Here is a 17,494-nt window from a genome sequence, read left to right as displayed (position 1 = left end):
CACCCCGAACTCGCGGTAGAGCGCCCGGCCCGGGTCGGCGACTACGTCCAGGGGCAGATCGGCGGTGTACTTGCGCAATTCGGTGGCGGTGGAGTGGAAGACGATCACCTCCCGGATTCCGGCGGCCCGGATATCGGACAGCCGGGTCACGATCGAACGCAGGTGCAGATTGCAGACCGGGCAGCCGGCGAAACGCCGGAACTGTAGGTGGACCAGGTCATCGGAGTGGGGGACGGGGGCGTCCGCGCCGGTGACGGTGGTGAGTGTGCGGGCGGGTACCGGATCGGGCGGGTGCATGATCTCTCCTTTGGAGTACAACGTACGCTTATCTCCAGTATGCGCGTATCCAGTACGCTGTCAATCCGTGCCCAGGCCGCGTTCGCTCACCGACGACCAATTGGTCGGCGCCGCCCTGGCGGTGATCGACCGGGAGGGATTGGCCGCGCTGACCATGCGCGCGGTCGCCAAGGAACTCGGGATGGCCACCATGGGCCTGTACCGGTATGTCAGTGACCGCCGGGCCCTGGAGATACTCGTCGTCGACCACGTTTTCGAGTCCGTCGATCTCGTGCTTCCCGAGGCGCACTGGACCGACCGGGTTCGCGTGCTGATGAACCGGCTGCGCGTCGCGGTCGCGAAGCATCCTGCCGCGGTACCGCTGGTGCTGCGCCATCGTCAGGCGGCGACAGGGTCCTTGCGGTTGATCGATGCCATGCTCGCGGTACTCACCGACGGCGGATTCACCGGGGTGGACCGGGTCGTGGCGCAGCGTACGCTGATCGGCTTCCTGCTCGGGTTCCTGCAGAACGAGTACTACGCGGGGCTGGCGGGGCCGGGCACGCTCACCATGTCGGAACTCTCGCCCGCGGAGTTCCCGTTCCTCGTCGATACCGCGCGGGACGCCCGATCGGTGGCGCCCGACGAGGAATTCGGGCGCGGGCTCGATATCGTGCTGCGCGGCCTGGCCGCCGGCTGATCCGCGGCAGTGCGCCCCGGGGGGCCGGTCACTCCTCGGGTTCGTCCCAGTCGCCTCCGGGGTGCTCCCCGGCCAGGACCTTCCCCAGGCGGACTCGCGCGGGAGCACGCGTGAGGACCTCCTCCAGAATGGCGAGGGCCTCTGCCTCGACGCTGCGGCCGTGATTGTCCGCGCGGATCCGCAGGGCGCGATACACCGCGTCCGGTACATGTCGAACAGATAGCGTCACCATGGTGGGCGTCTTTCGTCGACAGTGGTCGTGACCCGATTATATTTCGCGTTCCGGCAAACTCCCGGTGTCGGCGGCGTCTCGTTCTGATATATGCCCGGTGGTGTACTCGGCGTGGGCCGGACCGGGCCCATTCGCTACCCCGACGTAAAGTATTCGGCCGAAAGCTGTTCCGGCACAGCGAATGTAGCGCAAAATCGGGAATCGTCTGTGCGAAGAAAAAAGTCCGGACCGGACGGTTCGGCACGGTGCGCGCTGTTTCGCGCGCATCCGGAAAGTGAGGCGGAAATGAACCACAAGCTCTGGTTGCTCGGCCGGCTCGCCGCGGTGGGCGGGCATATCCTCGGCGAGAAGATCACCCGGCACCGGGCCCGCGCCATCGATGATGTGCCCGCGTCCGGCGCCGCGCTCACCGCCGAATGGCTGACCGCGGTGCTCTGCCGGGACACCCCCGGCGCCGAAGTGGTGTCCTTCGACACCACGGGTGGCAGCAGTGGCACCTCCACGAGGGTGGCGATCCGGGTGGAGTACAACGAGGCGGGCCGGGCTGCCGGGCTACCGGAGGCGTTGTTCGCCAAGACCACGACCTCGCTCAGTCAGCGCATCCTGCTCGGCGGCGGCAAGATGATCGACGGCGAGACACGGTTCTTCCGCGATTTCCGGCCCAAGTTGGAGATCCAGGCCCCGCTGGGCTACTGGGGTGCCTCGGATCCGGCGTCGTGGCGGTCCATCGCGCTGATGGAGGACATCGCCGTGACCCGGGGTGCGGTGTTCAGTGAACCGACCGCCCCGATCGGGCGGACCGAAATGGAGGATCTGGTCCGCAATCTCGCGCGGTTGCACGGGACATTCTGGGAGGATCCGGCCATCGAGGTGCTCAAGACCACCAACGAGGCGCTCCAGGCCTATCTCGCGGCCATCGATATGAAGACCCGCTGCGCGGTGGGTCTGGAGCGGGCGGCCGAAGTGGTCCCGGAAAGTTTGCACGGGCAGGCGGACCGGCTGTGGGCGGGGGTCGAGCGTGCGGTGGATCTGGCCACGACCGAACTGCCGCACACCCTGCTGCACGGCGACCCGCATATCGGCCAGACCTACCGGACCGCCGAGGGCCGGATGGGTTATGTGGACTGGCAGGTCGTGATGCGCGGCGGCTGGGGGCACGATTTCGCCTATACGGTCAATTCCGGTTGCGAACCGGAGGATCGCCGGGCCTGGGCCGAGGATCTGCTGCGGGCGTATCTGGAGGAACTGGCCGAGGCCGGCGGTGTGGCCCCCGATTTCGAGACCGCGTGGCTGATCTACCGCCAGCAGTCGATGTTCGCCTACGCGGCGTGGGCGTTCACCATCGGCCGGGCCGCGTATCAGCCGGAGATGCAATCGAAGGAGACCTGCCTCACACTTTTGCGACGGATCACCTCGGCCATCGACGACAATCGATCCCTGGACGCGCTCGGCGTCTGAGAACTGTCGCGCCGGCCGGGCTTCGGATTCGCCGAGCCCGGCCGCGTCGCGGTGGCGGAAACGCCCGATGAATTCCTTCGGACCAGACCGGTCGAAAATATGCGGACTAGTCCAACGAATGATGAAAAGTACGGGCGTGCAACTTGTTTCACAATCGTTCGGAATTCGTGACCATGTCGTACCATCGCCTGGTTCCGGCTCGAGTCAGGAGATTTCCGCAGGAGGAGCCTCGAACCGGGATCGGCCGGTGGAAAACCATCGGCTCCGCAACCGGACGGTATGGAGTTCGTTCTTGACCACCTCGGATTACCGAAGACAAGCACAGGCCCACGTGCACGGTTCGCCGATCGATTCCGATGATCCGCGGATACCGCTGTACCTGCCGGAATTCGCCGCCGACCCGCACCGGTTCTACCGCGAGATGCGGGCCCGGTACGGCTCATTGGCGCCGGTGGAGCTCGCTCCCGGGGTACCCGCCACCCTGGTGATCGGTTACAACACCGCCCTGCGGGTGCTCAACGACCCCGATCGTTTCCCCGCCGACCCCCGGGTCTGGCAGAAGGATATTCCGGCCGAGTGCCCGATTCTGCCGCTGCTGGAATGGCGTCCGATGGCCAGCCGTTGCGCCGGGCAGGAATTCGTGCGCTATCGCCAGGCGATCACCGCGAGCATGGACGAAGTGGATATGTACGCGATCCACACGGTCGTCGAGAACATCGCGGGCCCGCTGATCAACTCGTTCTGCCAGGACGGCCGGGCCGAGCTGATCCAGCAGTACGTGTTCCCGCTGGCCTTCCAGGTGATCAACTATCTGCTCGGCTGCCCGCCGGAGATCGGGCAGCAGGTCGCGGCCGGGACGGCCGCGCTGCTGGAGGGGGTGGACGCCGAAGCGGGCAGCCGGATGCTGGGCGAGGCCCTGATGAACCTGGTGCTGCTCAAACGCGAGAATCCGGGCAGCGATATCACCTCCGTGCTGCTGCAGCATCCGGTCGAGCTGACCGAGGAGGAGGTCTCCCACCACGTCTCGCAGGTGTACGGCACCGGGATCGAATTCGAACTCAATCTCATCGTCAACACCCTGCTGCTGATCCTCACCGACGAACGTTTCGGCGGCAGCGTCCTCGGTGGCAATCTCACCTCCCGGGACGCCCTGGACGAGGTGCTGTTCAACGACCCGCCGCTGGCGAACCTGCTCATCACCTATCCGCGGATGCCGATCCTGCTCGACGATGTGTGGCTGCCCGCGCACCAGCCGGTGGTGATCAGCATGGCGGCCTGCAACAACGACCCCGCCATCCGCACCTCGGAGCTGACCGGTAACCGCGCCCATCTGGCGTGGGGGCTGGGCCCGCACGCCTGCCCCGCCCAATCGCTGGCCTATATGGTCGCCGAGGGCGCCATCGATCAGCTGCTGGACGCGGTACCGGAGATGCGCGCGGACTTCCCCGACGGCGAGCCGGTCTGGCGCCCGGGCCCGTTCCATCGATCGCTGGCGGGCCTGCCGGTGACCTTCCCGCCGCAGGCCCCGCTGCCGGGATACGAGGACACCTCCGTCCGTCCCGCGGTCCGCGCCTGAGCGCCGCGCCCGGCCATCTCACGACAGGGTCCGAACTCGACCGGAGTTCGGGCCCTGTTTCGTGCGCGTCGTCGAGGGGCCGGGCCGCGGGCGGCGAGGTACTTGAATCCGGATTCAAGTTTGGGCTACCGTCGGGTGGGCATCGAGCCGCGCCCCGACGATCGGAGTTCTCGTGGAACTGTTCACCTCGACCGAGCGTGCCCGGGAGTATCGGCGCACGCTGCTCGCGTTCATGGACGACAGCGTGTATCCGGCCGAGCCGGTCTATGCCGAGCAGATGGCCGCGGCGGGCGATCCGCATCACCACCCGCAGATCCTGGAGGACCTCAAGGCCGAGGCCAAGCGCCGGGGATTGTGGAATCTCTTCCATCCGCATCCGGAGTGGGGCCCGGGCCTGTCGAACCTGGAGTACGCGCCGCTGGCCGAGATCATGGGCCGCAGTCCGGCGCTGGCGCCCGAGGCGTGTAACTGTTCGGCGCCCGATACCGGCAATATGGAGGTCTTCACCCTCTTCGGTACCGAGGAGCACAAGCAGCGCTGGCTCGAACCGCTGCTCGCCGGCACCATCCGGTCGGCCTTCGCGATGACCGAGCCGGGGGTCGCCAGTTCCGATGCCACCAATGTGGAGATGCGGATGGAACGCGACGGCGACGAGTACGTGCTCAACGGCCGTAAATGGTTCGCCTCCAACGCCATGCACGCGAACTGCAAGGTGCTCATCGTGATGGGCAAAACCGACCCCGACGCGCCCAAGCACCGGCAGCAGTCGATGATGGTGGTACCGATCGACGCGCCGGGGGTCACCGTCGTCCGCAATCTGCCGGTATTCGGTTATGTCGATCGGGAGGGGCACGCCGAGATCGAATTCACCGATGTGCGGGTCCCGGTCACCGACGTGCTCAAGGGTGAGGGTGAGGGTTTCGCGATCAGCCAGGCGCGGCTGGGGCCCGGCCGCATCCACCACGCCATGCGCGCGATCGGGATGGCCGAACGCGCGCTGGAACTCATGTGCGCCCGGGCGGATTCCCGGACGACCTTCGGACGCAAGGTCAGCGAACGGGCCAATATCCGGGACTGGATCGCCGAGGCGCGTATCGATATCGAACAGGCGCGGCTGCTCACTCTGAAAACCGCCTGGATGATGGATACGGTCGGCAACAAGGAGGCCCGCACCGAGATCGCCGCGATCAAGATCGCCGCGCCGGTGATGGCATTGCGGATCGTCGACCGCGCCATCCAGGTGTACGGCGCGGCGGGCGTGACCGAGGATTTCCCGCTGGCGAGTATGTACGCCCATCTGCGCACGCTGCGGATCGCCGACGGCCCCGACGAGGTGCACAAGCTGACGATCGCCCGGGCCGAACTCGGCAAGGCCCGCGCCGCGGCCGAAGCCGCCGGCAGCTAGTGGTTCCGGCCCGGGCCCGGGAACGTAGCCCGGGCGTTCCGGCTCCTCGCCCGATACGTTGGAAATGTCCGGTCGGTGCCCGGCTGTTGCCCCGGCACGGCCCGGGCGGGCAGGAGGAGGCAACCCATGACGGTCGACACCGGAACCGCGCCGCGGCGGCGGCACATTCTGCTGGAGCTGGGCTTCGCGACCACGCGGGCCGGCGACGAACTGCACGGGGCGGCGACGATCACCCCGCAGATGTACGTCCCCGGTACCGAGCGGCTGCGTACCTCGGTGCTCGCCACCTGGACCGATACGGTGACCGGACTACTCGCCGCGCTCACCCTGGGACCGCGGGTACCCGTCACCCTCGAACTCGATGTGCACCTGTACCGGCCGGCGCCGGGGTCCGGCGAGGTCCGGGCGGTGGGACGCAAGATCAAAGCGGGGCGGTCGGTGTTCGTGGCGGAGGTCGAATGGACCGTCGACGGCGAACCGTTCGCCTTCGGCGGCGGCTCGTTCATGGTCTCGCCCGACGCGGATCTGCGGTTGCCCGCGGGGCTGAGCGTCGATATGCCGGTATCGGACCGGCTGCTCGAGGTGCCGCTCGCCGAACGGGCGGGGTGTGTGCGCCGCGCCCCCGGGACCGCGGTGCTGCCGCGCACCGACGACGGCCTGAATGCTTCCCGGACCGTGAACGGCGGTCTGATCGCGCTCGCGGCGGAGGAGGCCATCCTGTCGTTGGCGCCCGGGGCCACCCTGAGCACACTCGGGCTGCGGTACCTGCAACCCGCGCGGGTGGGGCCGGTGGTGGCCGACGCGACACTGCGGGCCGAGGTCGGCCGGGCGACGCTGCGCGATACCGGCAACTCCGACCGCATCACCACGCTGGCAACGGGCCGCCTGTTCCCGGCGTGAGTGCGATATCCGAGCCTGCCCGCGGCCGCCGCTTCGCCCGGCCCGCGATGCCCGAGTTCGTTCGTGCCCGCCGCCGGCGACTTCCGTATTCCAGCCGGCCCGCGATGTCGGAGTTCGTTCGTGTCCGCCGCCTTCTGCGTTCCAGCCGACCCGCTATGACGGTGAGCGACCGGTGAACGCCCGGCAGGAGAACACATCCGCGGACCGTAGGACCGACGGGCGAGCCGGGAACGTGTTCGCGGGTAGGGAGCCGGGTGGGGGTGACGGGGGTGTATCGGCGGAGGGGGAGCCCGGTAGGGGTGACGGGGGCGTATCTGCGGAGGGGCAGCCCGGTAGGGGCGACCGGGGTGTATCGGCGGGTGGGGAGCCCGGTGGGAGTGACCGGGGTGCATCGGTGGAGGGGGAGCCCGGTGGGGATGACAGGGGTGTATCGGCGAGTGGGGAGCCCGGTGGAGGTGCCGCCGGCGTATCCGGGGGTGGGGGGACCGGCGGCGCGGCTGCGCCCGAGCCCGCGCCGGCCGGCCGTCCGGCCCGGCCCGTCCCGAAGAGCCGCCGCGGGATCCGCACCCGTGCGGCGCTCCTCGCCGCGGCCCGTACGGTCTTCGAAGCGGACGGGTTCGTGGACGCGCGGATCAGCGATATCACCCGGACCGCCGGGGTGGCGTCGGGGTCGTTCTACACCCATTTCGACAGCAAGGAAGAAATCTTCGCCGCGGTCGTCGAGCAGGTCCGGGAGGAGATGCTGCATCCACACGTCCGGGCGCGGGCCGGTAGCGACGATCCGCGCGACTGGATCGCCGCGGCCAACCGGGAGTACCTGAGGTCCTATCGACGCAACGCGCGGCTGATGGCCGTGCTCGAGCAGGTGTCCCGGGTGGACCCGCATTTCGCCGCGCTGCGGGCCGAGCGGGCCTCGGCGTTCATCGATCGCAATGCGGCATTGATCCGCGACCTGCAGGAGCGCGGTCTGGTGCCGGCCCGGTTGGACGCGCGGGTGACGGCGCTGGCGTTGTCGAGCATGGTGAGCAAGGTGGCGTATCTGGTGTTCGTTGAGGGTGAGCGGATCGAATTCGACACGCTGCTCGAAACACTCGACCGGATCTGGTGCAACTCCCTGCAATTGCCCGAAACGCACGGCGGTGCAACGGATTCCGGCACTCTATGAGTTGGCGGCTCTCGGCGCCGGTCCCGCGCAGCCGCACCTCGGTCGCTGCGAAACGCGCACCGCGGCTCCCGGGTTCTCGTCTCCTGACCGGCACTACCACGGGGTGGGCTGCCGGCAGGGAAGTCCGTGGTTACTCCGCTCGCGGGGTCGCGGAGAAACCGCGGAACCGGCGCAGGTATCCGACGACGCGGCGCAGCGGCACCGCGCGCGGCCAATCGTCCGGGCGGAAATAGGCGTCGGTGCCGCCGTCGACGAAAATAACGCTACCGCAAAGGAATTCGGCCGACGGTGACAGCATCATGGCGACCCAGTCGGCGATGTGTTCCGGGCTGCCGAAGCCACCGGTGGGGACCGGGAACGCGTTGACCGCCTTGGCCTCGGTGGGGGAGGCCAGCTGGCGTTCGAGCAGCGGGGTGAGGATCGCGCCGGGCGCGATGACATTGAGCCGGATGCCCGCCCCGGCCCATTCCGGCCGCACGGCGTGGCGGCGGACCCAGCGGCTGACCGCGATCTTGGAGGCCGCGTACACGAACGGCGCTGCCCGCTTGCCGAAGATCCGCACCGTCCGGACGGCGCGTTCGGTATCACCGGCCAGGAACGCCGCCACCGTCCGGCGCGGCACCGCCGGAACGGTGGTGGTCGAATTGCTGCCGAAGGCGACGACCCGTGCGGATCCGGTCGCCGCGAGGGCGGGGCGCCAGCCCTCCAGGAGTTCGACCGTGCCGAGATAGTTCACCGCGGCGATCACCGGCAACCGGGCGGGATCCGGTACCGGGCCCAGCCCGGCCGCCAGTACGGCGCCGTCGAGCCGGCCGTCCGCGGCACGCAGTACCGCGGCTGTCGCGTCGCGCCGGCCCGCCGCGGTGGCGAGGTCGGCGACGATATCGGTCTCCTGGATGTCCACCCCGATCACGCGGTGGCCCTCGGCGGTCAGTTTGTCGGCGACCGCCCTGCCCATCCCCGACGCCGCTCCCGTGACCGCGTAGACACCCATCCGAAATCCCTTCGTCCGGCCCGGGACTGCCGTCGCGGAGCCATTCGACGGAGTCTGTCAAAAGTACGGAGTCTGTCAAGCGGTCTGGAGTGATCCGGGTGGCGAGGACGATCGATCGCCCGGCTCGCGACGGCCGGTCAGCCGGGCAGGTGCAGGTACTCGGGGAGGGTGAGGCAGACGAGGCCGAAATCGTGACCCTTCTGCACGTTCACCTCGGTGGCCGCGCCATCGGCCGACACCACATGCCGCCCGGAGACCGTCGGGGCCCAATCGGCGGTGAACGTGCCTGGTCCCGCCTGCTCGATCGGCCCGAAGGTGCCGCCGCCGGGCTGCCCGTCCACCCGGTCCTCCAGTGCGTCCACGCCGTCCCCGCGGACCGTGACGGTGTAGGTACAGCCGGTCCCGTACTGGAGGAAGCCGAGACCGAAACCTCCGGAGAGGCTCACGTTCGACACCGCGGCCGAGGCGCCGGGCGCGGGTCCGAACACGGTCGCGGCGGCGAGGGCGCAGGTGGCGAGAAGCGGGTATGCGGCGGTCGTCATGGTGTGCCTCCGGTCGTATCGACGGTGGGGTACACGGTGGAGCGTCCTGTGAGTAGTGCAGCACTCCGGGGCCACGCGGCACAGTCCCCGGCGGTCACGAAGTAGTTCCGGTTGAGCTTGTGGACGCTCGCCGGGCCCGGCCATCCACCCCGGCGACCGGCACATTCCGGCGGCCGTGTAACGCCCGGAGGACCTCCGCTGAATAACGGAGCGTAGAAGTTGTGGCCTTCGGGCGATTGCCATCGGAATGCTGACGGGACCGGCGCTGGTGTCACGGTGATATCGCGAAGTCGCATAACCGTTGTACGAGGCGAGTATTGCGGAATTCCCGCCGAACCTTCCGGTTATTGCACGGCAATTTAAAGGATGAATATTCCATTTTATTCCTGATATGCACTCCACCTCCGAATATCGGTATGGTCCTGTGCGCGAATGAAATCGCAGCCGCCCGGCCCAGGGTCGGTTCACGTGAGAAGGAATTGAACGTAATGAAGTTCGGCACTTTCGCCGCAACCGCACTTCTGTCCGTTGCCGCTGTAGGGATTTCCGCCGGCGTGGTGCACGCCGAACCCGCGGCACCGGCTCCGGAGATCAAGAGCGAGGGCGTCGACCAGGGCGTCGCCTACGAGACCAGCGTCGACCAGAAGACCCAGACGATCACCACCGAAGTCCAGGACGGGCGGTTCGAACTGACGCCGGACGGCGCCAAGGCGGTACTCAAGGCAGGCAGCGGTGCGGTGGTGGCCGAAGTGCCGCTGCAGTACGAGATCTCCGGTAGCGAGATGGCGGTGGCCCACGAGATCAGTGCCGACGGGACCACCCTCGAGCTGACCCCGACGGTCACCGCCGAGAACATCGGCGAGATGCGGCCGGTCAGCTCGATGGCCCGGCTGACCACCGAACTGCAGGAGAACGTCGTCGGCGTCGCGGTGGGCGCGGTGCTCGGCGGTCTGCTCGGCGCGCTCGTCGGGCTCGGGTTCCTCAGCATCATCACCGGTCCGATCGGCCTGGTCGTGGGTGCGGTGGCCGGCGGTTACATCACCGGCGGACAGCCGTTCGTCGACGCGGTGATGGCCGTGCTGCGCGGCGAACCGTGACCCAGCCGGGCCACGAGGAGGACGGCGGGAATCCGCCGCTCTCGCCGCAGGACAAACGCGCCCGGGTCGGTGCCACCGCCGCCGCGATCGCCATCGCGGCGGTGGTGACCTCGATCGTGCTGGGCATCGGCGTGGCCGCATTGCTGGCCACCGCCGGCGGCGACGATACGACCGAGGATCTCGCCGCCCCGACCGCCGCCGAGACGACGACCGCCACCGGCGCGACCGAGACCTCGCCCGCCCCGGTGGCCCCGCCGTCGGTGCTGGTGCCGACCACGGTCGCGCCGACCACCACCCCCTCCGCGGTCGGTATCGCCGGTTCGGCCAACAAAGAGGCCAAACAGGCCCCGCCGAAGGTCGAGGTGGCGGCCGGGGAGTGCCTGAGCGCACTCGGTGAGAAGGAGGTCACCAAGGCCTCCTGCGGTAGTCCGGAATCCCGTTACAAGGTGTCCGGTGCCGGCCCCGCGGGGACCGCGTGTCCCTCGGACGCCGACTCCAGTCACACCATCGGCGAGACGACCCTGTGCCTCGATATCGACTGGGTGGTCGGCAGCTGTGTGGATGTCTCGGGCGACCAGCCGCAGCGCACGGAATGCGGGCCGGGCGGGGTGCAGGTGATCAGCATCCTGCCGGACACGGTGAACGTGAACGCCTGCCCGTCGGCCGACCGCGGGTTCGTCTACGACGAACGCCGGTTCGTGGTCTGTATCGGCGATCGATAGACCGGTTCCGGCCGCCCGGAGCGGAGCGGGCGGCCGGACCACGCCGGGTCGAATCCGGCGGTCCGGACCGGGTTAAGCTGATTCATGGCTCTGTCCCGACGTCGGTTACTGCAGGCGGGCACCGCCGGAGTGGCCGCGCTGCTGGCCGGAGCGGGTCTCGCGAGCAGCGCGCCGTACCGGGCGCCGCGATGGCTCGGTGATCCCTTCACCCTGGGTGTCGCGTCCGGGGATCCGCTGCCCGACGGGGTCGTACTGTGGACTCGGCTGGCACCGGACCCGTTCGCGCCCGACGCGCTCGGTGGCACCGCCCGGGCGCCGGTCACCGTCGAGTACGAGGTCGCCGAGGACGAGCATTTCCGCCGTATCGCCGCGCGCGGTAGTGCGGTGGCCACCCGGGAACTGGCGCACAGTGTGCACCCCGAGGTCCGGGGGCTGGCACCGGATCGCTGGTACTACTACCGTTTCCGCGCCGGCGCGGTCATCTCCCCGGTGGGCCGCACCCGCACCGCGCCCGCCGCGGCTGCGCGGGTGGCGCGGCTGCGCTTCGCCTTCGCCTCCTGCCAGCACTGGAGTTCCGGCTACTACACCGCCTATCGGCATCTGTGCGACGAAGACCTCGATTTCGTGGTGCACCTGGGTGATTACATCTACGAGAAGGAATGGGCCCGCGGCCGCGCGGGCCTGTCGATCCCGGAGACATTGCGCGCCGAGGCCGTCGACCTCACCGGTTACCGGCTGCGGTACGCGCAGTACAAGGCCGAACCCGAACTGCGGGCCGCGCATGCCGCCTTCCCGTGGATCTGCACCTTCGACGATCACGAGATCGACAACAACTGGGCCGGTTCCGATCCGGGCGCCGGGATCGATATCCGTCTGCTGCCCGCGCTGTTCCGCCGGCGGCGCGCGGCCGCGTTCCGGGCCATGTACGAACACCTGCCGCTGCGTATCGATCAACTACCCGCCGGTCCCTACGTCCGGATGCACCGTCGTTACGCCTTCGGCGATCTCGCCGACCTCACCATGCTCGATACACGGCAGTACCGGACGTCGCTGGTCTGCGGTGACGGTGGAAACCTGGTGATCGACTGCCCGGAGCGCTTCGCGGCCCACCGCACGATCCTGGGTGCGTCGCAACGCGATTGGTTGCTCGACGGTCTCACGCGGTCCCCCGCTCGCTGGCAGATCCTCGGCAATCAGGTCGCGATGGCGCAATCCGACTACGACCCCGGTCCGGCGGTCGCGGTGGGCACCGACGCCTGGGACGGTTATGTCGCCGATCGTGACGCGGTGCTCGCCGCCGCGGCGGCACGCGGGCGGGGCAATCTGGTGGTGCTCACCGGTGATCGGCACGAGAACTACGTGGTCGATCTGCGCGGGAACTACCGCGACCCGCGATCCCCGGTCGTGGCCACCGAGTTCACCGGCACCTCGATCACCACCGGACGCGACGGCGCCGACCTGCCACCGCGGGGCCGGACGCTGCTGGCCGCCAATCCCGATATGAAATTCTTCAACGGTCAGCGTGGTTACGTCCGGGTGGAGGTCGACGAGCGGCTGTGGCGCAGCGACTATCGGGTGGTGCCCTATGTCGGCCGGCCGGGGGCACCGATCGGTACCCGGGCGACCTACGTCGTCGAGCACGGCAGGCCCGGTGCGCAGGCCGCCTGGGACCCCGGAACGGCCGTACCCGAGGCCGCGGTGTCCGCTCCGGCCCCCGCGGCCGAAGCGGGCCGTTGAGCGGGACGTGGCCACACGCGGACAGGTTGGCCGAAAGTACCGATTTCCTGTCCGCGGGTGTGTGCCCCCGACGGTGACCCAGGCCATAGTCTCGGAAAGATGTCCAGTACCGCAACGAGCACCGGCACCGGCGCCGGGCCCGGCCAGACCTTCGACTACGACGTCCTCGTCATCGGCTCCGGATTCGGGGGCAGCGTCAGCGCCCTGCGGTTGACCGAGAAGGGGTACCGGGTCGGCGTTCTCGAAGCCGGCCGCCGCTTCGCCGACGACGAATTCGCGAAAACCTCCTGGCGTGCCCGGCAGTACCTGTGGGCACCGTATCTCGGCTGCTTCGGTATCCAGCGGCTCGCGCTGCTGAAGAACACCCTGATCATGGCCGGGGCGGGCGTCGGCGGTGGCTCCCTCGTCTACGCCAATACCCTCTACGAACCGCCGGAGAAGTTCTTCCGCGACGGCCGGTGGGCGGGTATCACGGACTGGAAAGACGAGCTCACGCCCTACTACGACCAGGCCAAACGTATGTTGGGCGTGACCACCAATCCGGCGACCACGCCGACCGACCGGGTCTTCCTGGAGGTCGCCGAGGAGATGGGCGTCGCCGATTCCTATCAGCGCACGCCGGTCGGCGTCTTCTTCGGTGGTCCCGGGAGCCGGCCCGGCGAAGATGTGCCGGACCCGTATTTCGGGGGCGCCGGGCCCGCGCGCCGCACCTGCACCCACTGCGGCGAATGTATGACGGGTTGCCGGCACAACGCCAAGAACACCCTGGTCAAGAACTATCTGTACCTGGCCGAACAGGCCGGTGCCACGGTGCACGCCCTGCGCACCGTCACCGATGTGAAACCGCTGCCCGATGGCGGCTACACGGTGACGACGGTGACGACCGGGCGCTGGCTGCGCAAGAAACGCGCCACCTTCACCGCCGAACAGGTGATCTTCTCCGCGGCCTCCCTGGGCACGCAGCGGTTACTGCACAAACTGCGCGACTCCGGGTCACTGCCCGATATCTCCGGTCGGCTGGGCTTCCTGTCCCGGACCAATTCCGAGGAGCTGCTCGCGATCCGCAGCCGGGACAAGAACAGTGATTTCACCAAGGGGGTGGCGATCACCTCCTCGATCCACCCCGATCACGACACCCATATCGAACCGGTGCGCTACGGCAAGGGCAGCAATGTCATCTCGCTGATGGGCAGCGTCATGGTCGACGAGGAACCGGGTGTGTCCAAACGCCGGTTGTGGCTGCGCGAGATCTGGCGCAACCGCCGCGACCTGCCGCATCTGCACAACCCGCGCGGCTGGTCGGAACAGATGATCGGTCTGCTGGTGATGCAGTCGGTGGACAATTCGATCACCACCTACACCAAACGCGGGCTGTTCGGACGCAGGATGACCACCCGGCAGGGTGAGGGCGCCCCCAACCCGACCTGGATTCCGGCCGGCCACGAGGTGGGCCGCCGGGTCGCCGACAAGATCGACGGTATCGCCGGCGGTGCCACCAGCAGTGTGTTCAATATCCCGATGACCGGCCATTTCATCGGCGGCTGCGTGATCGGGGAGAGCCCGGAGACCGGTGTCGTGGATCCCTACCAGCGGCTTTTCGGTTATCCGGGACTGCATGTGATCGATGGGTCGACCATTTCGGCCAACCTCGGCGTCAACCCCTCTCTCACCATCACCGCGCAGTCCGAGCGCGCGGTGGCGATGTGGCCGAACAAGGGCGAGGCCGATCCGCGGCCGCCGCTCGGTGCGCCCTATCGGCGGGTCGCGCCGGTCGCGCCGGTGTCCCCGGTGGTGCCGGCGTCGGCGCCGGCGGCGCTGCGGTTGCCGCTGATCGAGGTGAATCACCGGCCCGATCCCGCCGCTGTCGGCGGCGAGGAGTCACGCTGAGCGACCGGGGAACGCCGGGCCGCGGGCGGGGCCTCGCGGGCGTGTCCGGGGCCGGTTTCGCCGCAGGTGTGAGCGCCTTCACATACGCTGGTAAGTAGCTGATGAGAGGTGCCCGGTGGTGCCGGTCCGGTGCTGTGAGCGTTTACCCAGGAAAAATCCCGGGTAACGGATTGAGGTCGATACTCGCCGGAACCCGGTCGCCGGCGAGCGCGACGTCATGGGTCGGCCGGGCCGACACGGACGCATGCGCCGGAGAGGACTGACCGTGACGGACCAGCAGTCGCAACCAGCACAGGTCGAACCACCACAACTGAAGAGGTCGGTGGCGGCCTCGGCAATGGGCAACGCCACCGAATGGTTCGACTACGGCGTCTACGCCGCCACCGCTACCTACCTCACCGACGCATTCTTTCCCGGGGAACTCGGCACCCTCGGCACCATGCTCGGTTTCGCCATCTCCTTCGTGCTGCGGCCGGTCGGCGGCATGGTCTGGGGTCCGCTGGGTGACCGGGTGGGCCGCAAGGTGGTGCTGGCCACCACCATCCTGCTGATGGCGGCCGCCACCGGCCTGATCGGGGTACTGCCGACCCACGGCCAGGTCGGAGTGCTCGCCCCCATCCTGCTGATCCTGCTCCGCGTGGTGCAGGGTTTCTCGACCGGCGGTGAGTACGGCGGGGCGGCCACCTACCTGGCCGAATGCGCGAGCGACAAGAAACGCGGGTTTTTCGGCAGCTTCCTCGAGTTCGGCACGCTCGGCGGTTTCGTCGGCGGTTCCGCGGTCGTGCTGCTGTGCCAGCTGATCCTCGGTTCGGACGCCATGCACGACTGGGGCTGGCGTATCCCGTTCCTGATCGCCATTCCGCTGGGCGCGATCGGCTGGTATCTGCGGACCAAGCTCGACGAGTCGCCGGTGTTCACCGAGGTCAACGAACAGGAGCATCCCGAAGGCGGACTGCGGGTGCTGATCACCACCTACAAGCGCGAGTTGCTCACCCTCTCCGGGCTGGTCATCGCGCTGAACGTGGCGAACTACACCCTGCTCACCTACCAGCCGACCTACCTGCAGAACACCATCGGCCTGGGCGAGTCCACCACCACCGCCATGATGCTCATCGGCCAGGTGGCGATGATGGCGTGCGTCCCGTTCTTCGGCCGGCTGTCCGACCGGACCGGCCGGCGGCCGCTGTGGTTGTTCTCGCTGGTCGGCCTGGCGGTGCTGGCCGTGCCGATGTACTGGCTGATGGGTGTGGGCACCGGCTGGGCGATCGTGGGCTTCGTCGTGCTCGGCCTGCTCTACGTCCCGCAGCTGTCCACGATCAGCGCGACCTTCCCGGCCATCTTCCCGACCCATGTGCGCTACGCCGGGTTCGCCCTGGCCTACAACGTGTCCACGGCCGCGTTCGGCGGTACCGCGCCGCTGGTGAACGAGGCGGTGATCGAGGCCACCGGATGGAGCCTGTTCCCCGCGATCTATATGGTGGCCGCCGCGCTGATCGGTCTGGTGGCATGGTATTTCCTGCGGGAGACCGCCGGAACGTCGCTGCGCGGCACCGAGGTGCCCGATGCCGCCGAACCCGAGCCGCCGGCCCCGGAAGAAAAAGAAATCGTCGCCTGACCCATCGAAAGGGCCGACCCTGTTATGAGTGATGTCCGCAACCCGCCCATCGCCGAAGTCGTGAACTCGGCGCTGGAACAAACCATCCCGGTGGCCCACCGGATGGGGGTGCACGCCGAAGAGGTGCGCCGCGGGTATGCCGCCGCCACGGTGCCCGTGGAGGGCAACGGCAATCATTTCGGTGTCATGTACGCCGGGGTGCTGTTCACGGTGGGTGAGATCCTGGGCGGGGCCATCGCGGTGGCCAGCTTCGACACCGTCCGGTTCTACCCGCTGGTGAAAGATCTGCGGATCGTGTTCCGGAAACCGGCGACCACGGCGGTCCGCGCCCAGGCGACCCTGGACGACGCCGAGATCGACCGGATCGCGGCCGAAGCCGCGGCCAACGGTAAAGCGGACTTCACGCTGCGGGCGGTGCTCAGCGATGCCGACGGTGTGATCGTCGCGGAAACCGAAGGGCTGTATCAGTTGCGCGCCCACCAGTGACGGGGTCGCGATAGCGACTCGGAGCAGTACCGGCCCGGCCTCCCTGCAGCGGGGGAGCCGGGCCGCGCGGCCGCTCCGGGGGTCAGCCGCCGGCCGAACCGGTCGGTGTCGGGGGGACCATCCGCCAGGGCCCGCAGTTCTCGGTCTTGAAACCCGCGTCGGTCGGTTTCACGGTGACCCGGATCGGGCCGAGTTTCGTGTAGTTGTTCTCGATGATGTAGCTCATATCCGTGTTGTCGCCCTCGATCAACCGCAGTCGCCGCCAGTCGCAGCTGCGGGCCGGATCGGCGGGGCCGGACGATTCCCACGTTCCGGGCCGGATATCCACGCCCACCCGGTAGACACCGTCGCGCGATATGTGATCCGCGGGCTCGGCCGCCGCGATACCGCCGCCCAGCACGGTCGCCGCCGACAACACCGCACCGGCGATCAGAAACGTGCCTGCACGCATTCGTTCTCCTCGGTATTTCGCTGTTTCTCGATTCGGTGAGATCCTCCCGATCTCCCCGGCACGTCTACCAGAGTCGCGCTACCAGTTTCGGAGAATCGCGATATTTCCGGAGAATCGCGGAAGTATCCGCGGGCTCGCAATTGCCGGCATTCCGCGGAGGGCCGATCGCACATTGCATGTGCGAAGCGCGAGTCCCGAGACCTGAACGACGGGACCGAGGGGGCCTCGGCCCCGCGCGCCGAAGGCACGCC

17 protein-coding genes are annotated in these 17,494 nt (G+C 68.5%); 12 read left to right on the top strand and 5 right to left on the bottom strand.

The genetic code is table 11. The annotated features are described in order from the left end of the window. On the bottom strand, nt 1-297 hold a 297-nt coding region (locus tag ON38_RS18460; protein WP_039826086.1), incomplete at its 3' end, for an AhpC/TSA family protein. Nucleotides 298-364: 67 nt separating this feature from the next. Between ON38_RS18460 and ON38_RS18455 the strand changes: the two genes are divergently transcribed. Continuing rightward, complete coding sequence (locus ON38_RS18455; protein ID WP_039826085.1) at nt 365-976, top strand: TetR/AcrR family transcriptional regulator; 612 nt, start codon at nt 365-367, stop codon at nt 974-976. Nucleotides 977-1,004: 28 nt separating this feature from the next. On the opposite strand, the gene ON38_RS18450 is transcribed toward ON38_RS18455, so the two are convergent. After that, nucleotides 1,005-1,208 carry a FitA-like ribbon-helix-helix domain-containing protein gene (locus ON38_RS18450; RefSeq protein ID WP_039826084.1) on the bottom strand — a complete coding sequence of 68 codons (204 nt, stop codon included), beginning with the start codon at nt 1,206-1,208 and terminating at the stop codon, nt 1,005-1,007. A 285-nt stretch (nt 1,209-1,493) separates the two neighbouring features. Here ON38_RS18450 and ON38_RS18445 point away from each other — a divergent pair, with 285 nt between their 5' ends. The 5 genes from ON38_RS18445 (at nt 1,494) to ON38_RS18425 (ending at nt 7,712) form a co-directional block, all read left to right on the top strand. Beyond that, the gene (locus ON38_RS18445; protein WP_039826083.1) at nt 1,494-2,666 is read left to right on the top strand and encodes an aminoglycoside phosphotransferase family protein; all 1,173 of its coding nucleotides are present in this window, start codon (nt 1,494-1,496) and stop codon (nt 2,664-2,666) included. A 292-nt stretch (nt 2,667-2,958) separates the two neighbouring features. Further along, nucleotides 2,959-4,242, top strand: coding sequence for a cytochrome P450 family protein (locus ON38_RS18440; protein ID WP_051164943.1), 1,284 nt, complete (start codon nt 2,959-2,961; stop codon nt 4,240-4,242). Between the two features lie 178 nt (nt 4,243-4,420). After that, nucleotides 4,421-5,647, top strand: a complete 1,227-nt coding sequence (locus tag ON38_RS18435; protein WP_373281232.1) for an acyl-CoA dehydrogenase family protein — start codon at nt 4,421-4,423, stop codon at nt 5,645-5,647. Nucleotides 5,648-5,773: 126 nt separating this feature from the next. After that, complete coding sequence (locus ON38_RS18430) at nt 5,774-6,547, top strand: PaaI family thioesterase (RefSeq protein WP_039826080.1); 774 nt, start codon at nt 5,774-5,776, stop codon at nt 6,545-6,547. A 559-nt stretch (nt 6,548-7,106) separates the two neighbouring features. Further along, nucleotides 7,107-7,712, top strand: coding sequence for a TetR/AcrR family transcriptional regulator (locus ON38_RS18425; protein WP_039826100.1), 606 nt, complete (start codon nt 7,107-7,109; stop codon nt 7,710-7,712). A gap of 130 nt (nt 7,713-7,842) precedes the next feature. Here ON38_RS18425 and ON38_RS18420 read toward each other — a convergent pair whose 3' ends face one another. Further along, on the bottom strand, nt 7,843-8,706 hold the full coding sequence (locus tag ON38_RS18420) for an SDR family oxidoreductase (protein ID WP_039826079.1): 864 nt from the start codon (nt 8,704-8,706) through the stop codon (nt 7,843-7,845). A gap of 137 nt (nt 8,707-8,843) precedes the next feature. Further along, nucleotides 8,844-9,248, bottom strand: coding sequence for a hypothetical protein (locus ON38_RS18415; protein WP_039826078.1), 405 nt, complete (start codon nt 9,246-9,248; stop codon nt 8,844-8,846). Nucleotides 9,249-9,736: 488 nt separating this feature from the next. On the opposite strand from ON38_RS18415, the gene ON38_RS18410 reads away from it, so the two are divergent. From ON38_RS18410 to ON38_RS18385, 6 genes are all read left to right on the top strand, one after another. Then, a complete protein-coding gene (locus ON38_RS18410; protein WP_039826077.1) occupies nt 9,737-10,345 on the top strand; it encodes a DUF8020 domain-containing protein in 609 nt (202 codons plus the stop codon). Beyond that, nucleotides 10,342-11,067: an LppU/SCO3897 family protein gene (locus tag ON38_RS36120; RefSeq protein ID WP_051164937.1), complete on the top strand. Its 726-nt coding sequence runs from the start codon at nt 10,342-10,344 to the stop codon at nt 11,065-11,067. The genes ON38_RS18410 and ON38_RS36120 overlap by 4 nt, the downstream gene beginning before the upstream one ends. A gap of 84 nt (nt 11,068-11,151) precedes the next feature. Next, complete coding sequence (locus tag ON38_RS18400; protein ID WP_039826076.1) at nt 11,152-12,804, top strand: alkaline phosphatase D family protein; 1,653 nt, start codon at nt 11,152-11,154, stop codon at nt 12,802-12,804. A gap of 99 nt (nt 12,805-12,903) precedes the next feature. Then, the gene (locus ON38_RS18395; RefSeq protein ID WP_051164936.1) at nt 12,904-14,691 is read left to right on the top strand and encodes a GMC family oxidoreductase N-terminal domain-containing protein; all 1,788 of its coding nucleotides are present in this window, start codon (nt 12,904-12,906) and stop codon (nt 14,689-14,691) included. 337 nt (nt 14,692-15,028) lie between these two features. Then, nucleotides 15,029-16,306 carry an MFS transporter gene (locus ON38_RS18390; protein WP_085995442.1) on the top strand — a complete coding sequence of 426 codons (1,278 nt, stop codon included), beginning with the start codon at nt 15,029-15,031 and terminating at the stop codon, nt 16,304-16,306. Nucleotides 16,307-16,330: 24 nt separating this feature from the next. After that, on the top strand, nt 16,331-16,792 hold the full coding sequence (locus ON38_RS18385) for a PaaI family thioesterase (RefSeq protein WP_083872784.1): 462 nt from the start codon (nt 16,331-16,333) through the stop codon (nt 16,790-16,792). 82 nt (nt 16,793-16,874) lie between these two features. Here ON38_RS18385 and ON38_RS18380 read toward each other — a convergent pair whose 3' ends face one another. Continuing rightward, nucleotides 16,875-17,243 carry an Rv1352/Rv1906c domain-containing protein gene (locus tag ON38_RS18380; RefSeq protein ID WP_039826075.1) on the bottom strand — a complete coding sequence of 123 codons (369 nt, stop codon included), beginning with the start codon at nt 17,241-17,243 and terminating at the stop codon, nt 16,875-16,877. Nucleotides 17,244-17,494 lie beyond the last annotated feature (251 nt).

This window comes from Nocardia testacea NBRC 100365 (assembly GCF_000308775.1).
Taxonomy (GTDB): domain Bacteria; phylum Actinomycetota; class Actinomycetes; order Mycobacteriales; family Mycobacteriaceae; genus Nocardia; species Nocardia testacea.
This window is presented reverse-complemented; position numbering and strand designations above follow the sequence as displayed.